Below are 15,199 nucleotides of genomic sequence, written 5' to 3'. Positions count from 1 at the left end.
CTTCCGACGGGGCCCGGGCCCGGCCGTCAGCCCTGTCGGCGGCCGATCTTGTTCCCCAGCCACACCAGCGGGTCGTACTTGCGGTCCACCGCCCGCTCCTTCAGCGGGATCAGCGCATTGTCGGTGATCTTGATGCCCTCCGGGCAGACCTCCGTACAGCACTTGGTGATGTTGCAGTATCCGAGCCCGTGCTCCTCCTGCGCGGTGCGCTTGCGGTCCAGGCCCGCCTCCTCCGCCGCGTCCAGCGGGTGCATGTCCAGCTCCGCCACCCGCATCAGGAAGCGCGGACCGGCGAAGGCGCCCTTGTTCTCCTCGTGGTCGCGCACCACGTGGCAGGTGTCCTGGCACAGGAAGCACTCGATGCACTTGCGGAACTCCTGCGAGCGCTCCACGTCGATCTGCTGCATCCGGTACGCGCCCGGGGCCACCCCTTCCGGCGGCACGAAGGCCGGGACCTCCCGCGCCTTGGCGTAGTTGAAGGACACGTCCGTGACCAGGTCCCGGACGATCGGGAAGGCGCGCAGCGGCGTGACGGTGATCGTCTCGGACCGCTCGAAGGTGGACATGCGCGTCATGCACATCAGCCGCGGCCGGCCGTTGACCTCCGCACTGCACGAGCCGCACTTGCCCGCCTTGCAGTTCCAGCGCACCGCCAGGTCCGAGGCCTGGGTGGCCTGGAGCCGGTGGACGATGTCCAGCACCACCTCACCGTCGTGCACCTCGACGGTGAAGTCCCGCAGTTCCCCGCCCTCCGCGTCGCCCCGCCAGATCCGGAAGCTCGCGTCGTACGTACTCATTCGTACAGCTCCTCTTCGGCGAGGTACTTGACCAGCTCTTCCTTCTCGAAGAGCGCGAGCAGGTCGGGGCGGATGGGCTCGGTGAGCGTGCGGACCAGGGCGATCCGGTCGGCCGCCGGATCCGCCGGCACCGGGTCGACCGGCCGGCACAGCAGGTTCACCGGCCGCCAGCTGCGCTCCATCGACGGGCAGTCCTCGCGGGTGTGCCCGCCCCGGCTTTCGGTGCGCTCCAGGGCCGCGCGGGCCACGCACTCGCTGACCAGCAGCATGTTCCGCAGGTCCAGGGCGAGGTGCCAGCCGGGGTTGAACTGCCGGTGTCCCTCGACACCGGCCCGGGAGGCCCGTACGCGCAGGGTCGCGAGCCTCTCCAGCGCCTCGGCCATCTCGCCCGCGCGCCGGATGATGCCGACGAGGTCGTTCATCGTCGTCTGCAGTTCCTGGTGGAGCGTGTACGGGTTCTCCGCGCCCTCGGCGGCGTGGAAGGGGGCCAGCGCCTCCGTCGCCGCCGCGTCGATCTCCGCCTGGGCGACCGCCGGGCGTCCGGCGGCGGCGGCGTACTGCGCCGCGTGCAGCCCGGCCCGCCGTCCGAAGACCAGCAGGTCGGAGAGGGAGTTGCCGCCGAGCCGGTTCGAGCCGTGCATCCCGCCCGCGACCTCACCCGCCGCGAACAGCCCCGGCACCCCGACGGTGGCGGCGGACTCCGAGTCGACCGCGATCCCGCCCATCACGTAGTGGCAGGTCGGACCCACCTCCATCGGCTCCGCCGTGATGTCCACGTCCGCCAGCTCCTTGAACTGGTGGTACATCGACGGGAGCCGCCGCTTGATCCGCTCGGCCGGCATCCGGGTGGACACGTCGAGGAAGACCCCGCCGTGCGGTGAGCCGCGGCCCGCCTTCACCTCGGAGTTGATCGCCCGCGCCACCTCGTCGCGCGGCAGCAGTTCGGGCGGGCGCCGGTTGTGGTCCGGGTCCTCGTACCAGCGGTCGCCCTCCGCCTCCGACTCGGCGTACTTCTCCTTGAAGACGTCGGGGACGTAGTCGAACATGAACCGCTTGCCCTCGGAGTTGCGCAGCACCCCGCCGTCACCGCGCACGGACTCGGTGACGAGGATGCCCTTGACCGACGGCGGCCAGACCATGCCGGTCGGGTGGAACTGCACGAACTCCATGTTGAGCAGGGGCGCACCCGCGAGCAGGGCCAGCGCGTGGCCGTCGCCCGTGTACTCCCAGGAGTTGGAGGTGGTCTTGAAGGACTTGCCGATCCCGCCCGTGGCGAGGACGACCGCCGGGGCCTCCAGCACGAAGAAGCGGCCGGACTCGCGCTCGTAGCAGAAGGCGCCCGAAACCCTCGGCCCCTCCTTCAGGACCCTGGTGACCGTGCACTCCTGGAAGACCTTGAGACGGGCCTCGTAGTCCCCGTACTCCTTGAAGTCCTCCTGCTGGAGCGCGACGATCTTCTGCTGGAGCGTGCGGATCAGCTCCAGGCCGGTGCGGTCGCCGACGTGCGCGAGGCGCGGGTACTCGTGCCCGCCGAAGTTGCGCTGGGAGATCTTCCCGTCGGGCGTCCGGTCGAAGAGCGCCCCCCAGGTCTCCAGCTCCCAGACCCGGTCGGGGGCCTCCTTCGCGTGGAGTTCCGCCATCCGCCACTGGTTGAGGAACTTTCCCCCGCGCATGGTGTCGCGGAAGTGCACCTGCCAGTTGTCGTGCTCGTTGACGTTGCCCATGGAGGCGGCGATCCCGCCCTCCGCCATCACCGTATGGGCCTTGCCGAAGAGGGACTTGCAGATCACGGCGGTACGGGCGCCGCGCTCGCGGGCCTCGATCGCGGCCCGCAGCCCGGCGCCCCCGGCGCCGACCACGACCACGTCCCACTGCTGCCGTTCCACTTGAGCCATCTCAGAAGATCCTCGGGTCGGTGAAGGCGCCGCTGGCCAGCAGGTACACGTAGAAGTCGCAGAGGGCCACGCTGATCAGGGAGGCCCACGCCAGTTGCATGTGGCGGGCGTTGAGCCGGCTGATCCAGCCCCAGAGCCGGTAGCGCACCGGGTGCTTCGAGAAGTGCTTGAGCCGGCCGCCCATGATGTGGCGGCAGGAGTGGCAGGACAGGGTGTAGGCCCAGATCAGCGTGATGTTGACCAGGAACAGCAGGGTCCCGAGGCCCATGTGGCCCCAGTCGTAGTGCTCGTCGCGGAAGGTCAGCACCGTGTCGTACGTGAGGATGCCCGCGACCGGGACCGCCGCGTAGAAGAAGTACCGGTGCGCGTTCTGGAGGATCAGCGGGAAGCGGGACTCGCCGGTGTACCTCGCGTGCGGTTCGGCGACCGCGCAGGCGGGCGGCGAGGCCCAGAAGCCCCGGTAGTAGGCCTTGCGGTAGTAGTAGCAGGTCAGCCGGAAGCCGAGCGGGAAGATCAGGATCAGCAGGGCGGGGGAGAGGCCCCACCAGCTGCCGAAGACCTCCCAGTTGGGCCCGCCCTTCATCGGGACGCAGTTCTCCGCGAGACACGGGGAGTAGAAGGGGGAGACGTACGGGGCCGCGTAGTAGTCGGCGTTCGCGAAGGCCCGCCAGGTCGAGTAGACGATGAAGGCGAACAGCCCGGCCGCGGTGCCGGCGGGGGCCAGCCACCACCGGTCGGTCCGCAGGTGCCGGGCCGCGATCGCGGCCCGTGAGGCGTCATGGACGCCGCCGGGCCGCTGCTGGGGTCGTTCCGTGCCTGTGGCCAAAGAAGACTCCGGGAGGAGTGATGAGGGGTGCCCCGGGCGGCCCGGCCGCGGACGGCCGGACCGGACGGGGCGCGGGTGGATGCGGGCCCGTGACGGGCTGCCTCAGGGGGCGCGACGGTCGCGGGCGCCCAGGCCCTCGTCGTCGGAGTCCGTCCACAGGGAGCTGTCGTAGGGGGTGTCCGGGACCGTCACCATCTGGGACGGGTCCGGACCGGCCGCCGTCGTCGACGGCTTCTGCCGGGCGGCCTGCTGCTCCAGCCGCTCGACCTTGCGCGTCAGCTCGTCCAGGTTGCGCCGTACGGCACTCAGATCGTCTTGCAGGGACATGATTTGCCCTCACTTCCGCCAGGTGCGGTGGCAACGCTCATGTGCGCCTGCGAGTGTCGCGCTTCACGTCCCCCGTTGTGAAGGGACGTGCAGCGATTGCGGGCGCGCAGGCGTGAACCGTGCGCCCCTCCCTGCCCCCCATTCTCATCCCTCTCCCGGGGGAACGCCTCCTGCGGCGCAAGCGGGATTGGTCCGCACGGGTGGGGTTCGCGGCGTGGCGAGAGGCGGCTGCGAGGGGTGCGGCGGACCGTCTATTTCAGTGGGTTCCGGCAACCGGTGTGATCAGCTCCATATACCGCCGAACGTGATCATGCTTCCCCCACGCCCCGCCCCGGAGGTACCACCCATGTCCCAGAGAAGGCGCAGGTCCTTGGCGCTCCTGACCTCGGGAGTCCTCGCACTGCCGCTGCTCACGGGCTGCGGCGCGGGTGACGACGAGGGCGGTCAGGCCGCCGCAGAACAGGACATCGCCACGACCACCCGCGACAGGGTCGCGGACGGGGGTGTGCTGCGCTGGGCGGTCGACGCGCTCCCGGACACCCTCAACACCTTCCAGGCCGACGCGGACGCCACCACCAACAGGATCGCCGGCGCCGTGTTGCCGCAGCTCTTCGTGCTGGACGCCAAGGGGCGGCCGGTGGTCAACCCGGACTACCTGGAGAAGGCCGGGGTCATCGAGCGGGAGCCGAAGCAGGTCGTCCAGTACAAGCTGAACCAGAAGGCGGTGTGGAGCGACGGGCGCGAGATCGGCGCCGCCGACTTCGTGGCCCAGTGGCGTGCCCTGAACGGCAAGGACTCGGCGTACTGGACGGCGCGCAACGCCGGCTACGACCGGATCGAGAAGATCGAGAAGGGCAAGACCGACCTGGAGGTCAGGGTCACCTTCAACAAGCCGTACGCCGACTGGCGCGCCCTCTTCACCCCTCTCTACCCCAAGCAGGTCACCGGCACCCCGGAGGCCTTCAACGAGGGCGCCCGCGGCGCCCTGAAGATCACCGCCGGACCCTTCGGGCTGGGCGCGATCGACAAGAAGACCGGGACCGCCGCCCTGACCCGCAACGCGCGCTGGTGGGGCCGTCCGGCCAAGCTGGACACGCTGATCCTGACGGCGGTCCCGCGGGCCGAGCGCCCGGCGGCGCTGGCCGCCGGGAAGCTCGATCTGGCGGAGATCGATCGGGCCGCGGCCGACCGGATCGCACTGGCCCGCCGGGACGCGGCCGCCAAGAACGGCCCGGGCGCGGGCGGCGCCCCGGCCCACGGCCCGGAGGCCGCGCTGACGCCGGCGCAGGCCACGTTGTCCTGGGCGACCGCTTTCGGGGCGGACGAGGAGAAGGCGGCGGCGGAGACGGAGAGCCGCCAGAAGCACCTCGCCTCGGTCAAGCAGTACGCGGCCGAGCAGACGGCGCTGAAGGCCTTCACCGTGCGGAAGTCCCTGGAGCCGGCCTACACCCAGCTCGCGATGAACGGGGCCTCCGGCCCGCTGGCGGACGAGCGGGTGCGCCGGGCGGTGGCCCGGGCCCTGGACCGCCAGGCGCTGGCCGAGGTCGTGCTGAAGCCGCTCGGGCTGCCCGCGAAGCCGGTCGGCAGCCACCTGGCCCTGGCCGGGCAGCGGGCGTACGCCGACAACAGCGACGCGCTCGGCGGCCTGGACACCCGCGCGGCCCAGGCCCTGTTCGCGGACGCGGGCTGGCGCAAGAACGGCAAGATCACCGAGCCCGCCGCCAAGGCCGGCCCGGAGAGCGCGCCGCAGGACGACTCGAAGACCCCGTCGGGTCCGGGCACCGGAAACGACGGGCTCTACATCGTGGGCCAGGACGACGGGGCCAACGGCGAGCCGCGGTCGGCGACCGCCGACCGCCCGAAGACCGACACCGTCCCGGCGCAGGACCAGGGCGAGCCGTCCCCGGTGCTCGCCCCCGCCCCCTTCGGGGCCCAGCAGCGGGCGTCCCTGCTCGCCCAGGCGGCCCTGATCGCCCGCGCCGCCCGGGCGCAGGACGCCGAGGACGACGGCAAGGGGGCCCCGGTCCGCGACGGCGAGGGGGCCGACCCCGCCAAGGCCTCCCCGGCCCCGGCCCCCGCCAAGCAGCCCGTCCGCACCTCCGGCAACATGCTCGCCAAGGACGGCAAGGCGCTCAGCCTGCGCTTCGTCCTCCCGGCGGGCCCCGGCTCGGAGTCCCTGCGCACGGTCGGCGAGCGGATCGCCGGGATGCTCCGCAAGGTCGGCGTGAACACCGAGACGATCAAGGTGGCCGACGCCAGCTTCTTCAAGGACCACATCGCCTCCGGCCAGTACGACCTGGCCCTGTACTCCTGGCCCGCCACGGCCTACCCGGCCACCGACGCCCGGCCCATCTTCGCCAAGCCGGAGCCGGCCGCGGACGGCTCGCTCCTCGTCGAACAGAACTACACACGGGTCGGCACCGACCACATCGACCAGCTCTTCGACCAGGCGGTCGGCGAACTGGACGAGGAGCAGTCCCGTGAGCTGATGCGCAAGGCGGACGCCCGGATCTGGGCCGCGGCCGGCTCCATCCCCCTCTTCCAGCGCCCGGAGCTGGTGGCGGTCAAGCCGGGCCTCGCCAACGCCGGCGCCTTCGGCCTCGGCGCTCCCCGCTACCAGGACATCGGCTGGAAGAAGGCGCTGACCGCGAAGGACAAGAAGAAGTAGCGGGGGCGAAGAAGTGGTGACAAAGCGGTGCCTGTCTGGTTGACCGCAGGGTCACAAGCTCAGATGTGACTCAAGTCCCTTGCCCGCCGGATCCCCCGGCGGGCAAGGTCGTGCGTACCCGTTGACCCGTGTGCTTACCAGCAGGAACGGCGGTCGAGGCACCCCACGCAGCACTCGGCCGCACTCATACATCCGGCCTCTTGACAGACCCCCCGGCAGGCGGTTCCCGCCACGCGACGTACCATGGGGTAAGGCCGTGGCAGGTTTTCGCCCGGCCGAGGCGCGCGTGCCGGACCGTACGCGACGCCATCCACGATCCCGGGAGAAGCGCCGAAGTGCCCACGCGCCACGACATCCGTAACGTCGCCATCGTCGCCCACGTCGACCATGGCAAGACGACCATCGTCGATGCCATGCTCAAGCAGGCCGGTGCCTTCGCCGCCCACCAGCACCTCGACGACCGCATGATGGACTCGAACGACCTGGAGCGTGAGAAGGGCATCACGATCCTCGCCAAGAACACGGCGGTGAAGTATCACCCCAAGGACGGCGGGGCCCCGATCACGATCAACATCATCGACACCCCCGGCCACGCCGACTTCGGTGGTGAGGTCGAGCGCGGTCTGTCGATGGTGGACGCCGTCGTCCTGCTGGTGGACGCCTCCGAGGGTCCGCTGCCCCAGACCCGCTTCGTCCTGCGCAAGGCCCTGCAGGCGAACATGCCGGTCATCCTCTGCATCAACAAGACGGACCGCCCGGACTCCCGGATCGACGAGGTCGTCAACGACACCTACGACCTGTTCCTGGACCTGGACGCCACCGAGGAGCAGATCGAGTTCCCGATCGTCTACGCCTGCGGCCGTGACGGCGTCGCCTCGCTGACCAAGCCGGAGGACGGCACCGTCCCCGCGGACAGCGACAGCCTGGAGCCGTTCTTCTCCACCATCCTGGAGCACGTCCCCGCCCCGGTGTACGACGACGAGGCCCCGCTGCAGGCCCACGTCACCAACCTGGACGCCGACAACTTCCTCGGCCGCATCGCGCTCCTGCGCGTCGAGCAGGGCGAGCTGCGCAAGGGCCAGACCGTCACCTGGATCAAGCGTGACGGCACCCAGTCGAACGTCCGCATCACCGAGCTGATGATGACCGAGGCGCTCACCCGCAAGCCGGCCGAGGTGGCGGGCCCGGGTGACATCTGCGCGGTCGCCGGTATCCCCGACATCATGATCGGTGAGACCCTGGCCGACCCGGAGAACCCGATCGCGCTCCCGCTGATCTCGGTCGACGAGCCGGCGATCTCCATGACCATCGGTACGAACACCTCCCCGATGGTCGGCCGCGGCGGCAGCGGCAAGGGCGCGGACGCCAAGTCCGCGGTCAAGGACCGCAAGGTCACCGCGCGCCAGGTCAAGGACCGTCTGGACCGCGAGCTGATCGGTAACGTCTCGCTCCGCGTCCTGGAGACCGAGCGTCCCGACGCCTGGGAGGTCCAGGGCCGTGGTGAGCTCGCGCTCGCCATCCTGGTCGAGCAGATGCGCCGCGAGGGCTTCGAGCTGACCATCGGCAAGCCGCAGGTCGTCACGCAGGAGATCGACGGCAAGGTGCACGAGCCCGTCGAGCGCATGACGGTCGACGTCCCCGAGGAGCACATGGGTGCGGTCACGCAGCTCATGGGCGTCCGCAAGGGCCGCATGGACAACATGTCGAACCACGGTTCCGGCTGGGTCCGCATGGAGTTCGTCGTCCCGTCGCGCGGTCTCATCGGTTTCCGTACGGAGTTCCTGACGAACACCCGCGGTACCGGTATCGCCCACTCGATCCACGAGGGCCACGAGCCGTGGTTCGGCCCGCTGGTGACCCGTAACAACGGCTCCCTGGTCGCCGACCGCGCCGGCTCCGTGACGCCGTTCGCGATGATCAACCTGCAGGAGCGCGGCGTCCTGTTCACCGAGCCCGGCACCGAGGTGTACGAGGGCATGATCGTCGGCGAGAACTCGCGCTCCGACGACATGGACGTGAACATCACCAAGGAGAAGAAGCTCACCAACATGCGTGCGGCTTCCGCGGACAACACCGAGAACGTGGTGCCGCCGCGCAAGCTCTCCCTGGAGCAGTCCCTGGAGTTCTGCCGCGACGACGAGTGCGTCGAGGTGACCCCGGAGGCCGTCCGCATCCGCAAGGTCGTCCTGGACCAGAAGGACCGCTCGCGCACCGCGTCGCGCGCCAAGTCCGCCAAGTAGCAACAGCCGTACGGCCGTTCGCCCGCGTTTGCTCGGGCCGCGGCCACGGCGGGCGCAGCCGGCCGTAGGGCCCTGGTAGTGCAACAGCCCCTCCCTTCACGGAGTCCGTGAAGGGAGGGGCTGTTCGCTTTTGTCAATCGGATTTTTGCGTTCAGGTGTCCGCATACCGACCGTGACACTCCGGAAGATGAGCTAACCGTCCGTTTCGCACGTGTCTGTCTCCTATCCGTTTGTCCGGATTTCGGGTTTCTGACGCGGATCGATGTTGTGAAAACGAGACCACTTAAGTGTGGTTTACGGCCTGACCGTCCCTGAGGATGGCTCCATTGAGCTCGGGTCAATGGGTCACGCGATGTGGGGATCGCGCCGACTCACGAGCACACTATGGGCACGGAAATGCTCGCCGTCAGGGGTGTCGGCGAGGTTTTTTTGCCCCTCAAGTCGATCAGTGGACTCATGAGGAGGAAACCCATGCGCGGTGCCAAGAGCGCCAAGTGGGTCGTGGGCGCGGTTGTCGTCGCCCTGGCCGCTACCGCCTGTGGCGGCGGTGACGGTGACAAGGACAAGGGCAGCGCCGACGGTGGCGTGTTCCGGCTCGGTAGCACGGAGCCGGACACCATCGACCCGGGGCGTGCCCACGAGTCCACCGGCGTCCTGCTGGCCAACGCCCTGTTCACCGGCCTGTACGGCAACACGCCGGACGGCATGGCCGAGCCCGCGCTCGCCGAGTCGGCGACGTCGGACGACAGCTGCACGTCCTGGACCTTCAAGATCAAGCCGGACACCAAGTTCTCCAACGGCGAGGCCGTCGACGCCGAGTCGTTCGCCCGTGGTTGGGCCCGTGCCGCGCACAAGGCCGCCGCGTCCGACGTGGCGTACCACTTCGCCGGCATCAAGGGTTACGCCGAGCTGCAGGACGGCTCCGCCAAGACCTTCTCCGGTGTCACCACCCCGGACCCGACCACCATCAAGGTGGACCTGTCCAAGGCGGACTGCGAGTTCGTCCTGAAGACGGCGCACAACGCCTACAGCCCGGTCCCGAAGGTCGCCAAGGTCGGCGAAGAGGACAAGGCGTTCGGCGAGGCCCCCATCGGTAACGGTCCGTTCAAGATGGACGGCACGTGGGAGCACAACAAGGCGATCAACCTCGTCCGTAACGACACCTACGGGCTGGAGAAGGCGTCCCTGGGCAAGGTCCAGGTCACCCTCCTCAACGACAAGACCGCGCAGCAGCTCGAGTACGACGGCTTCCAGGCCGGCACCTTCGACTACGCGCACATCCCGACGCCGATGCTGAAGACGGCCGAGGCGAAGTACAAGCCGCAGAACAAGTGGTTCGCCAAGGACACCAGCGGCATGAACTTCGTTCTGCCGATCGGTGACAACGGTCCGACGAACAACAAGGACGCCCGTCTGGCGATCTCCTACGCGATCGACCGTCAGGCCATCGCCAAGGGTGTCTTCCAGGGCTTCCAGACCCCGTCGACCACCATCGTCCCGCCGTCGTTCCCGAAGGCGTTCCAGAAGGACCTGTGCGTCTCCTGCATCAAGCAGGACGTCGCCAAGGCCAAGGAGCACGCCGAGAAGGGCGGCCTGAAGCCGGGTACCGAGATCAAGTTCAGCTTCAACACCGGTGCGGGCCACGAAGAGTGGGTCCAGGCCATCGCGAAGCAGCTCGAGGACGTCCTCGGCGTCAAGGTCAAGCTGGACGGCAAGGACTTCCCGGGCATGCTCAAGGAGCAGCAGGGCGGCGGCGCCACCGGCATCTACCGCTTCGCGTGGGGCGCGGACTACCCGACCCCGGAGAACTTCCTGTTCCCGCTGCTGCACTCGACCTCGATGTCCAAGGACGCCGAGGGCAACGTGACCGGTGACAACCGCGTCCGTTACAACAACCCCGAGTTCGACAAGCTGATCGACACGGCCCGCGCCACCAAGGACGAGGCCGCTCGCATCGCGATGTACAAGCAGGCCGAGAAGATGGCCATGGACGACATGGCCCTCATCCCGACCTTCAACCGTTCCCAGTTCCGCCTGATGGCGACGGACAAGTTCAACGGTCTGGACGACATCAACTTCAACGAGGACCCGATCCTCGAGAAGATCTCGCTCAAGAAGTAATCGGTTCGGACGGTATATCCGTCAGGAGCGAACGTGCCGCGGCCCCCGGGTGACCGGTGGGCCGCGGCCCCGCTCGGCAGGCCGTTTTTACTTCGGCACCCCTCACATCCGCGGGCAATCCCCGCAGGCCGAGAGCCGGCCCGTTCCTTGGGCCGGAGGCCGCTGCTCCCAGAAGCGGCCAGGTAGAGAGGCACAAACATGGGAAGGTACGTCGCCCGTCGCCTCGGGCAGATGGTCATAGTCCTCATCGGCGCGACCATGGTTCTGTTCGCGTGTCTGTTTGTTCTCCCCGGTGATCCCGTGGGTTCGATCGCGGGCAGCGACAAGGCACGTGACCCTGCAGTGGTCGCGGAACTCAAGGAGCGTTACGGGCTCGACAAGTCGCTGCCCGAGCAGTACGTGAACTATGTCGCGAAGGTCGCGACCGGAGACCTCGGTGAGGACTTCATCCAGCGGCGCGAGGTTTCCGAAATCCTCGGCCCGAAGCTGCAGAACACCGCGAAGCTGGCCCTGCTGGCCATCGTTCTCGTCACGGCGTTCGGTATGGGCGTGGGCATCATCTCCGCGCTCTACAGATACAGCATGCTGGACATGACCACGACATTCTTTACGACCATGGCGGTCGGTTTCCCAACCTTCGTCATCGGCATGCTGCTCAAGAAGTACTTTGCCGTCGAACTCGGCTGGTTCCCCCCGATGAGCGGTGATCAGCTCGACGGCATGATCCTTCCCGCGGTGACCCTCGCCATCACCGACATCGCCTTCGTGGCCCGCCTCACCCGCGGCACGATGCTCGAGGTGCTGCGTGCGGACTACGTGAAGACGGCCGTGGCCAAGGGACTTCCGCGCCGGCGCGTGCTGTTCAAGCACGTCCTCCGCAACTCGTCCATCCCCGTGGTCACCTACCTGGGCATCTCGTTCGGCGGACTCCTCGGTGGTGCGCTCATCACTGAGGCGATCTTCAACTGGGACGGTGTCGGTCTGGCACTGGTTCAGGCGATTCAGCAGCAGAACAACCCGATCGTGGTCGGCGTCGTGACGTACAGCGTCGCCATCTTCGTCGTCCTCAGCCTCATCGTGGACCTGCTGTACGCGGCCCTCGACCCGCGTATCCGCCTCAGCTGACCGCCCCCAAGGAGGATTTCCTCATGTCTGAGCTCGCAACGAGCCCGGCGATCGGGGACGAGAACCCCGTGTCGTCCGCTTCGGCCAAGGCCGAACCCGCACCCAAGCAACTGACCCAGTGGGGCGAGATCCGCCACCGCTTCGTTCAGAACAAGCTGGCCGTCGTCGGCCTCGTGATCATCACCCTGCTGTTCCTGACCGCCATCTTCGGGAACATGCTCGCCCCGTTCGACCCCGGCGCGCAGGACCTGGAGAACACCCTCGCGTCGCCCAACGGCACCCACTGGATGGGTACCGACGCCCTGGGCCGCGACATGTTCTCGCGCCTCATAGCCGGTACCCGCGTGGCCATGTTCGTCGGCCTCGCCTCGATCTTCTTCGCGGTGCTGATCGGTGTCATCCTCGGTGCCATCGCCGGCTACTTCCCCGGCTTCGCCGACACCCTCGTCATGCGCGTCGCGGACGTCTTCCTCGCGTTCCCGCTGATGATCGGTGCCATCGTCATCATCCTGGTCACCGGCCGTGGCATCACCCCGGTGATCATCTCGCTCGCGATCTTCTCGTGGGCCACCGTGGCCAGGCTCCTGCGCAGCTCGATCCTGTCCGTGCGCGAGATGGACTACGTCCACGCGGCCAAGGCGCTGGGCGCCAGCGGCTGGCGCGTCGTCCGCACGCACATCCTGCCCAACTCGCTGACCGCCGTGCTCGTCTACGCGACCTTCAACGTCGGCACCACGATCGTCGGCGTCGCGGCGCTCTCCTTCCTCGGCGCCGGCGTCCCCGTCGACGTCCCCGAGTGGGGCAACATGCTCGCGGCAGGCCAGGGCTTCATCGGTGTCAATGACTACCTGTGGTACTTCCCCAGCCTCTTCGTCGTCGTCACCGTGCTCGGCTTCGCCTTCGTCGGCGACGGCCTGCGTGACGCACTCGACCCGAAGCTCCGGTAGGGCCGCCCGATGCCCCGAGACAACATCAGCAAGCAGGACGAAGGTGGCGGCGTGACCACGTCGGAGATTCTCAGCGTTGCGGAGACGGGCGGCGGATCCGCCGTGCCGCTGCTGGAGGTGGAGAACCTCCAGGTCGAGTTCAAGACCCGTGACGGGGTCGCCAAGGCCGTCAACGGCGTGAGCTACAGCGTGAGCGCCGGCGAGACCCTCGCCGTGCTCGGCGAGTCCGGCTCCGGCAAGTCCGTCACCGCTCAGGCGATCATGGGCATCCTCGACAGCCCGCCCGGACGGGTCGCCGGCGGCGAGGTGCGCTTCCACGGCAAGGACATCCTCAAGATGTCCGACGAGGAGCGCCGCAAGCTCCGCGGCGACAAGATGGCGATGATCTTCCAGGACGCGCTGTCCTCCCTGAACCCGGTCTACTCGGTGGGCGACCAGCTCGGCGAGATGTTCCGGGTCCACCGGGGCATGTCCAAGAAGGACTCGAAGCTCAAGGCCATCGAGCTCATGGACCGCGTGAAGATCCCCGCCGCCAAGGCGCGCGTGGGTGACTACCCGCACCAGTTCTCCGGCGGCATGCGCCAGCGCATCATGATCGCCATGGCGCTGGCCCTGGAGCCCGACCTGATCATCGCGGACGAGCCGACCACGGCCCTCGACGTGACGGTCCAGGCACAGGTCATGGACCTGCTCGCGGAACTCCAGCGCGAGATGAACATGGGCCTGATCCTGATCACCCACGACCTCGGCGTCGTCGCCGACGTCGCGGACAAGATCGCGGTCATGTACGCGGGCCGGATCGTCGAGACCGCCCCGGTCCACGAGATCTACAAGCGCCCGTCCCACCCGTACACCCGCGGCCTGCTGGACTCGATCCCGCGCCTGGACCAGAAGGGCCAGGAGCTCTACGCGATCAAGGGTCTGCCGCCCAACCTGCTCCGCATCCCGACGGGTTGCGCCTTCAGCCCCCGCTGCCCCAAGGCGCAGGACATCTGCCGCACCGAGATCCCGGTGCTGCACCCGGTCACCGAGCAGGACGGCACCGAACTGCCCGGCCGCGGCAGCGCGTGCCACTTCTGGAAGGACCAGATCCATGGCTGAGCTCACCAAGAACGCCACCGAGCGCGAGCCGATCCTCCAGGTCCGTAACCTGGTCAAGCACTTCCCGCTGACCCAGGGAATCCTGTTCAAGACGCAGGTCGGCGCGGTCAAGGCGGTCGACGGGGTCTCCTTCGACCTCTACCAGGGCGAGACCCTCGGCATCGTCGGCGAGTCCGGCTGTGGCAAGTCCACGGTCGCCAAGCTCCTGATGAACCTGGAGCGGGCGACCGCCGGCGAGGTCTTCTACAAGGGCCAGGACATCAGCAAGCTGTCCGGCCGTGCCCTGAAGGCCGTGCGCCGCAACATCCAGATGGTCTTCCAGGACCCGTACACGTCGCTGAACCCGCGCATGACGGTCGGCGACATCATCGGGGAGCCCTACGAGATCCACCCCGAGGTGGCTCCCAAGGGCTCGCGCCGGCAGAAGGTCCAGGAGCTCCTGGACGTCGTCGGTCTGAACCCGGAGTACATCAACCGGTACCCGCACCAGTTCTCCGGCGGCCAGCGCCAGCGCATCGGCATCGCCCGCGGCCTCGCCCTGCAGCCGGAGATCATCATCTGCGACGAGCCGGTCTCCGCGCTCGACGTGTCGGTGCAGGCCCAGGTCATCAACCTGATGGAGAAGCTGCAGGACGAGTTCAACCTCTCCTACCTCTTCATCGCGCACGACCTCTCGATCGTCCGGCACATCTCGGACCGCGTGGGCGTCATGTACCTGGGCAAGATGGCCGAGATCGGCTCCGACGCCGAGATCTACGAGCACCCGACCCACCCGTACACCCAGGCGCTGCTCTCCGCCGTCCCGGTCCCGGACCCGGACGCGCGCGAGGGCCGCGAGCGGATCATCCTCACCGGTGACGTCCCGTCCCCGGCCAACCCGCCGTCGGGCTGCCGCTTCCGCACCCGCTGCTGGAAGGCCCAGGACAAGTGCTCCACCGAGGAGCCGCTGCTGGCGATCCCGGAGCGCTTCAAGGGCGTGAACACCCTGGCCGCGCACGAGTCCGCGTGCCACTTCGCCGAGGAGAAGGCCATCCTGGCCGTCTGACCGACGCGTTGCCCGCGAACGGCTGGTCCCCGGTGCCCCACGGCGCCGGGGACCAGCCGTTTTCGTTGCCGGTCCGGGGCGCTCGGGAATCCGGTTGCGTCCCCGGG

General features: G+C 68.6%; 11 protein-coding genes. 7 read left to right on the top strand and 4 right to left on the bottom strand.

The genetic code is table 11. The features are described from left to right. Window positions 1-26 precede the first annotated feature (26 nt). From OG386_RS17295 to OG386_RS17280, 4 genes are all read right to left on the bottom strand, one after another. A complete protein-coding gene (locus OG386_RS17295; protein ID WP_328788900.1) occupies window positions 27-797 on the bottom strand; it encodes a succinate dehydrogenase/fumarate reductase iron-sulfur subunit in 771 nt (256 codons plus the stop codon). Further along, on the bottom strand, window positions 794-2,692 hold the full coding sequence (locus OG386_RS17290; RefSeq protein WP_328788899.1) for a fumarate reductase/succinate dehydrogenase flavoprotein subunit: 1,899 nt from the start codon (window positions 2,690-2,692) through the stop codon (window positions 794-796). Before OG386_RS17290 ends, OG386_RS17295 begins: the two co-directional genes overlap by 4 nt. Before the next feature lies 1 nt (window position 2,693). Next, complete coding sequence (locus tag OG386_RS17285) at window positions 2,694-3,518, bottom strand: hypothetical protein (RefSeq protein WP_328788898.1); 825 nt, start codon at window positions 3,516-3,518, stop codon at window positions 2,694-2,696. 102 nt (window positions 3,519-3,620) lie between these two features. Further along, the gene (locus OG386_RS17280; RefSeq protein ID WP_327383450.1) at window positions 3,621-3,845 is read right to left on the bottom strand and encodes a hypothetical protein; all 225 of its coding nucleotides are present in this window, start codon (window positions 3,843-3,845) and stop codon (window positions 3,621-3,623) included. Window positions 3,846-4,191: 346 nt separating this feature from the next. Between OG386_RS17280 and OG386_RS17275 the strand changes: the two genes are divergently transcribed. From OG386_RS17275 to OG386_RS17245, 7 genes are all read left to right on the top strand, one after another. Beyond that, window positions 4,192-6,513: an ABC transporter family substrate-binding protein gene (locus tag OG386_RS17275; RefSeq protein WP_328788897.1), complete on the top strand. Its 2,322-nt coding sequence runs from the start codon at window positions 4,192-4,194 to the stop codon at window positions 6,511-6,513. A gap of 335 nt (window positions 6,514-6,848) precedes the next feature. Next, window positions 6,849-8,753, top strand: a complete 1,905-nt coding sequence (typA, locus tag OG386_RS17270) for a translational GTPase TypA (RefSeq protein WP_328788896.1) — start codon at window positions 6,849-6,851, stop codon at window positions 8,751-8,753. Between the two features lie 471 nt (window positions 8,754-9,224). Then, entirely contained in the window at window positions 9,225-10,874 is a 1,650-nt protein-coding gene (locus tag OG386_RS17265) for a peptide ABC transporter substrate-binding protein (protein WP_328788895.1), read from the top strand. 231 nt (window positions 10,875-11,105) lie between these two features. After that, complete coding sequence (locus OG386_RS17260) at window positions 11,106-11,999, top strand: ABC transporter permease (RefSeq protein ID WP_405788610.1); 894 nt, start codon at window positions 11,106-11,108, stop codon at window positions 11,997-11,999. 23 nt (window positions 12,000-12,022) lie between these two features. Further along, window positions 12,023-12,946, top strand: a complete 924-nt coding sequence (locus OG386_RS17255) for an ABC transporter permease (protein WP_328788893.1) — start codon at window positions 12,023-12,025, stop codon at window positions 12,944-12,946. A gap of 9 nt (window positions 12,947-12,955) precedes the next feature. After that, the gene (locus OG386_RS17250; protein WP_405788612.1) at window positions 12,956-14,047 is read left to right on the top strand and encodes an ABC transporter ATP-binding protein; all 1,092 of its coding nucleotides are present in this window, start codon (window positions 12,956-12,958) and stop codon (window positions 14,045-14,047) included. After that, window positions 14,040-15,092, top strand: coding sequence for an ABC transporter ATP-binding protein (locus OG386_RS17245; protein ID WP_328788891.1), 1,053 nt, complete (start codon window positions 14,040-14,042; stop codon window positions 15,090-15,092). Before OG386_RS17250 ends, OG386_RS17245 begins: the two co-directional genes overlap by 8 nt. Window positions 15,093-15,199: the final 107 nt, after the last annotated feature.

Origin of the sequence: Streptomyces sp. NBC_00273 (assembly GCF_036178145.1) — a bacterium.
Taxonomy (GTDB): Bacteria; Actinomycetota; Actinomycetes; order Streptomycetales; family Streptomycetaceae; genus Streptomyces.
The sequence above is the reverse complement of the archived record's forward strand: the minus strand, read 5'-3'. Positions and strand labels throughout refer to the sequence as shown.

Excerpts from the sequence above, each read along its gene's own strand:
- OG386_RS17265 (WP_328788895.1), top strand. The coding sequence starts at position 9,225 with ATGCGCGGTGCCAAGAGCGCCAAGTGGGTCGTGGGCGCGGTTGTCGTC.
- OG386_RS17290 (WP_328788899.1), bottom strand. The coding sequence starts at position 2,692 with ATGGCTCAAGTGGAACGGCAGCAGTGGGACGTGGTCGTGGTCGGCGCC.
- OG386_RS17255 (WP_328788893.1), top strand. The coding sequence starts at position 12,023 with ATGTCTGAGCTCGCAACGAGCCCGGCGATCGGGGACGAGAACCCCGTG.
- OG386_RS17260 (WP_405788610.1), top strand. The coding sequence starts at position 11,106 with ATGGTCATAGTCCTCATCGGCGCGACCATGGTTCTGTTCGCGTGTCTG.
- OG386_RS17245 (WP_328788891.1), top strand. The coding sequence starts at position 14,040 with ATGGCTGAGCTCACCAAGAACGCCACCGAGCGCGAGCCGATCCTCCAG.
- OG386_RS17295 (WP_328788900.1), bottom strand. The coding sequence starts at position 797 with ATGAGTACGTACGACGCGAGCTTCCGGATCTGGCGGGGCGACGCGGAG.
- OG386_RS17280 (WP_327383450.1), bottom strand. The coding sequence starts at position 3,845 with ATGTCCCTGCAAGACGATCTGAGTGCCGTACGGCGCAACCTGGACGAG.
- OG386_RS17250 (WP_405788612.1), top strand. The coding sequence starts at position 12,956 with ATGCCCCGAGACAACATCAGCAAGCAGGACGAAGGTGGCGGCGTGACC.
- OG386_RS17275 (WP_328788897.1), top strand. The coding sequence starts at position 4,192 with ATGTCCCAGAGAAGGCGCAGGTCCTTGGCGCTCCTGACCTCGGGAGTC.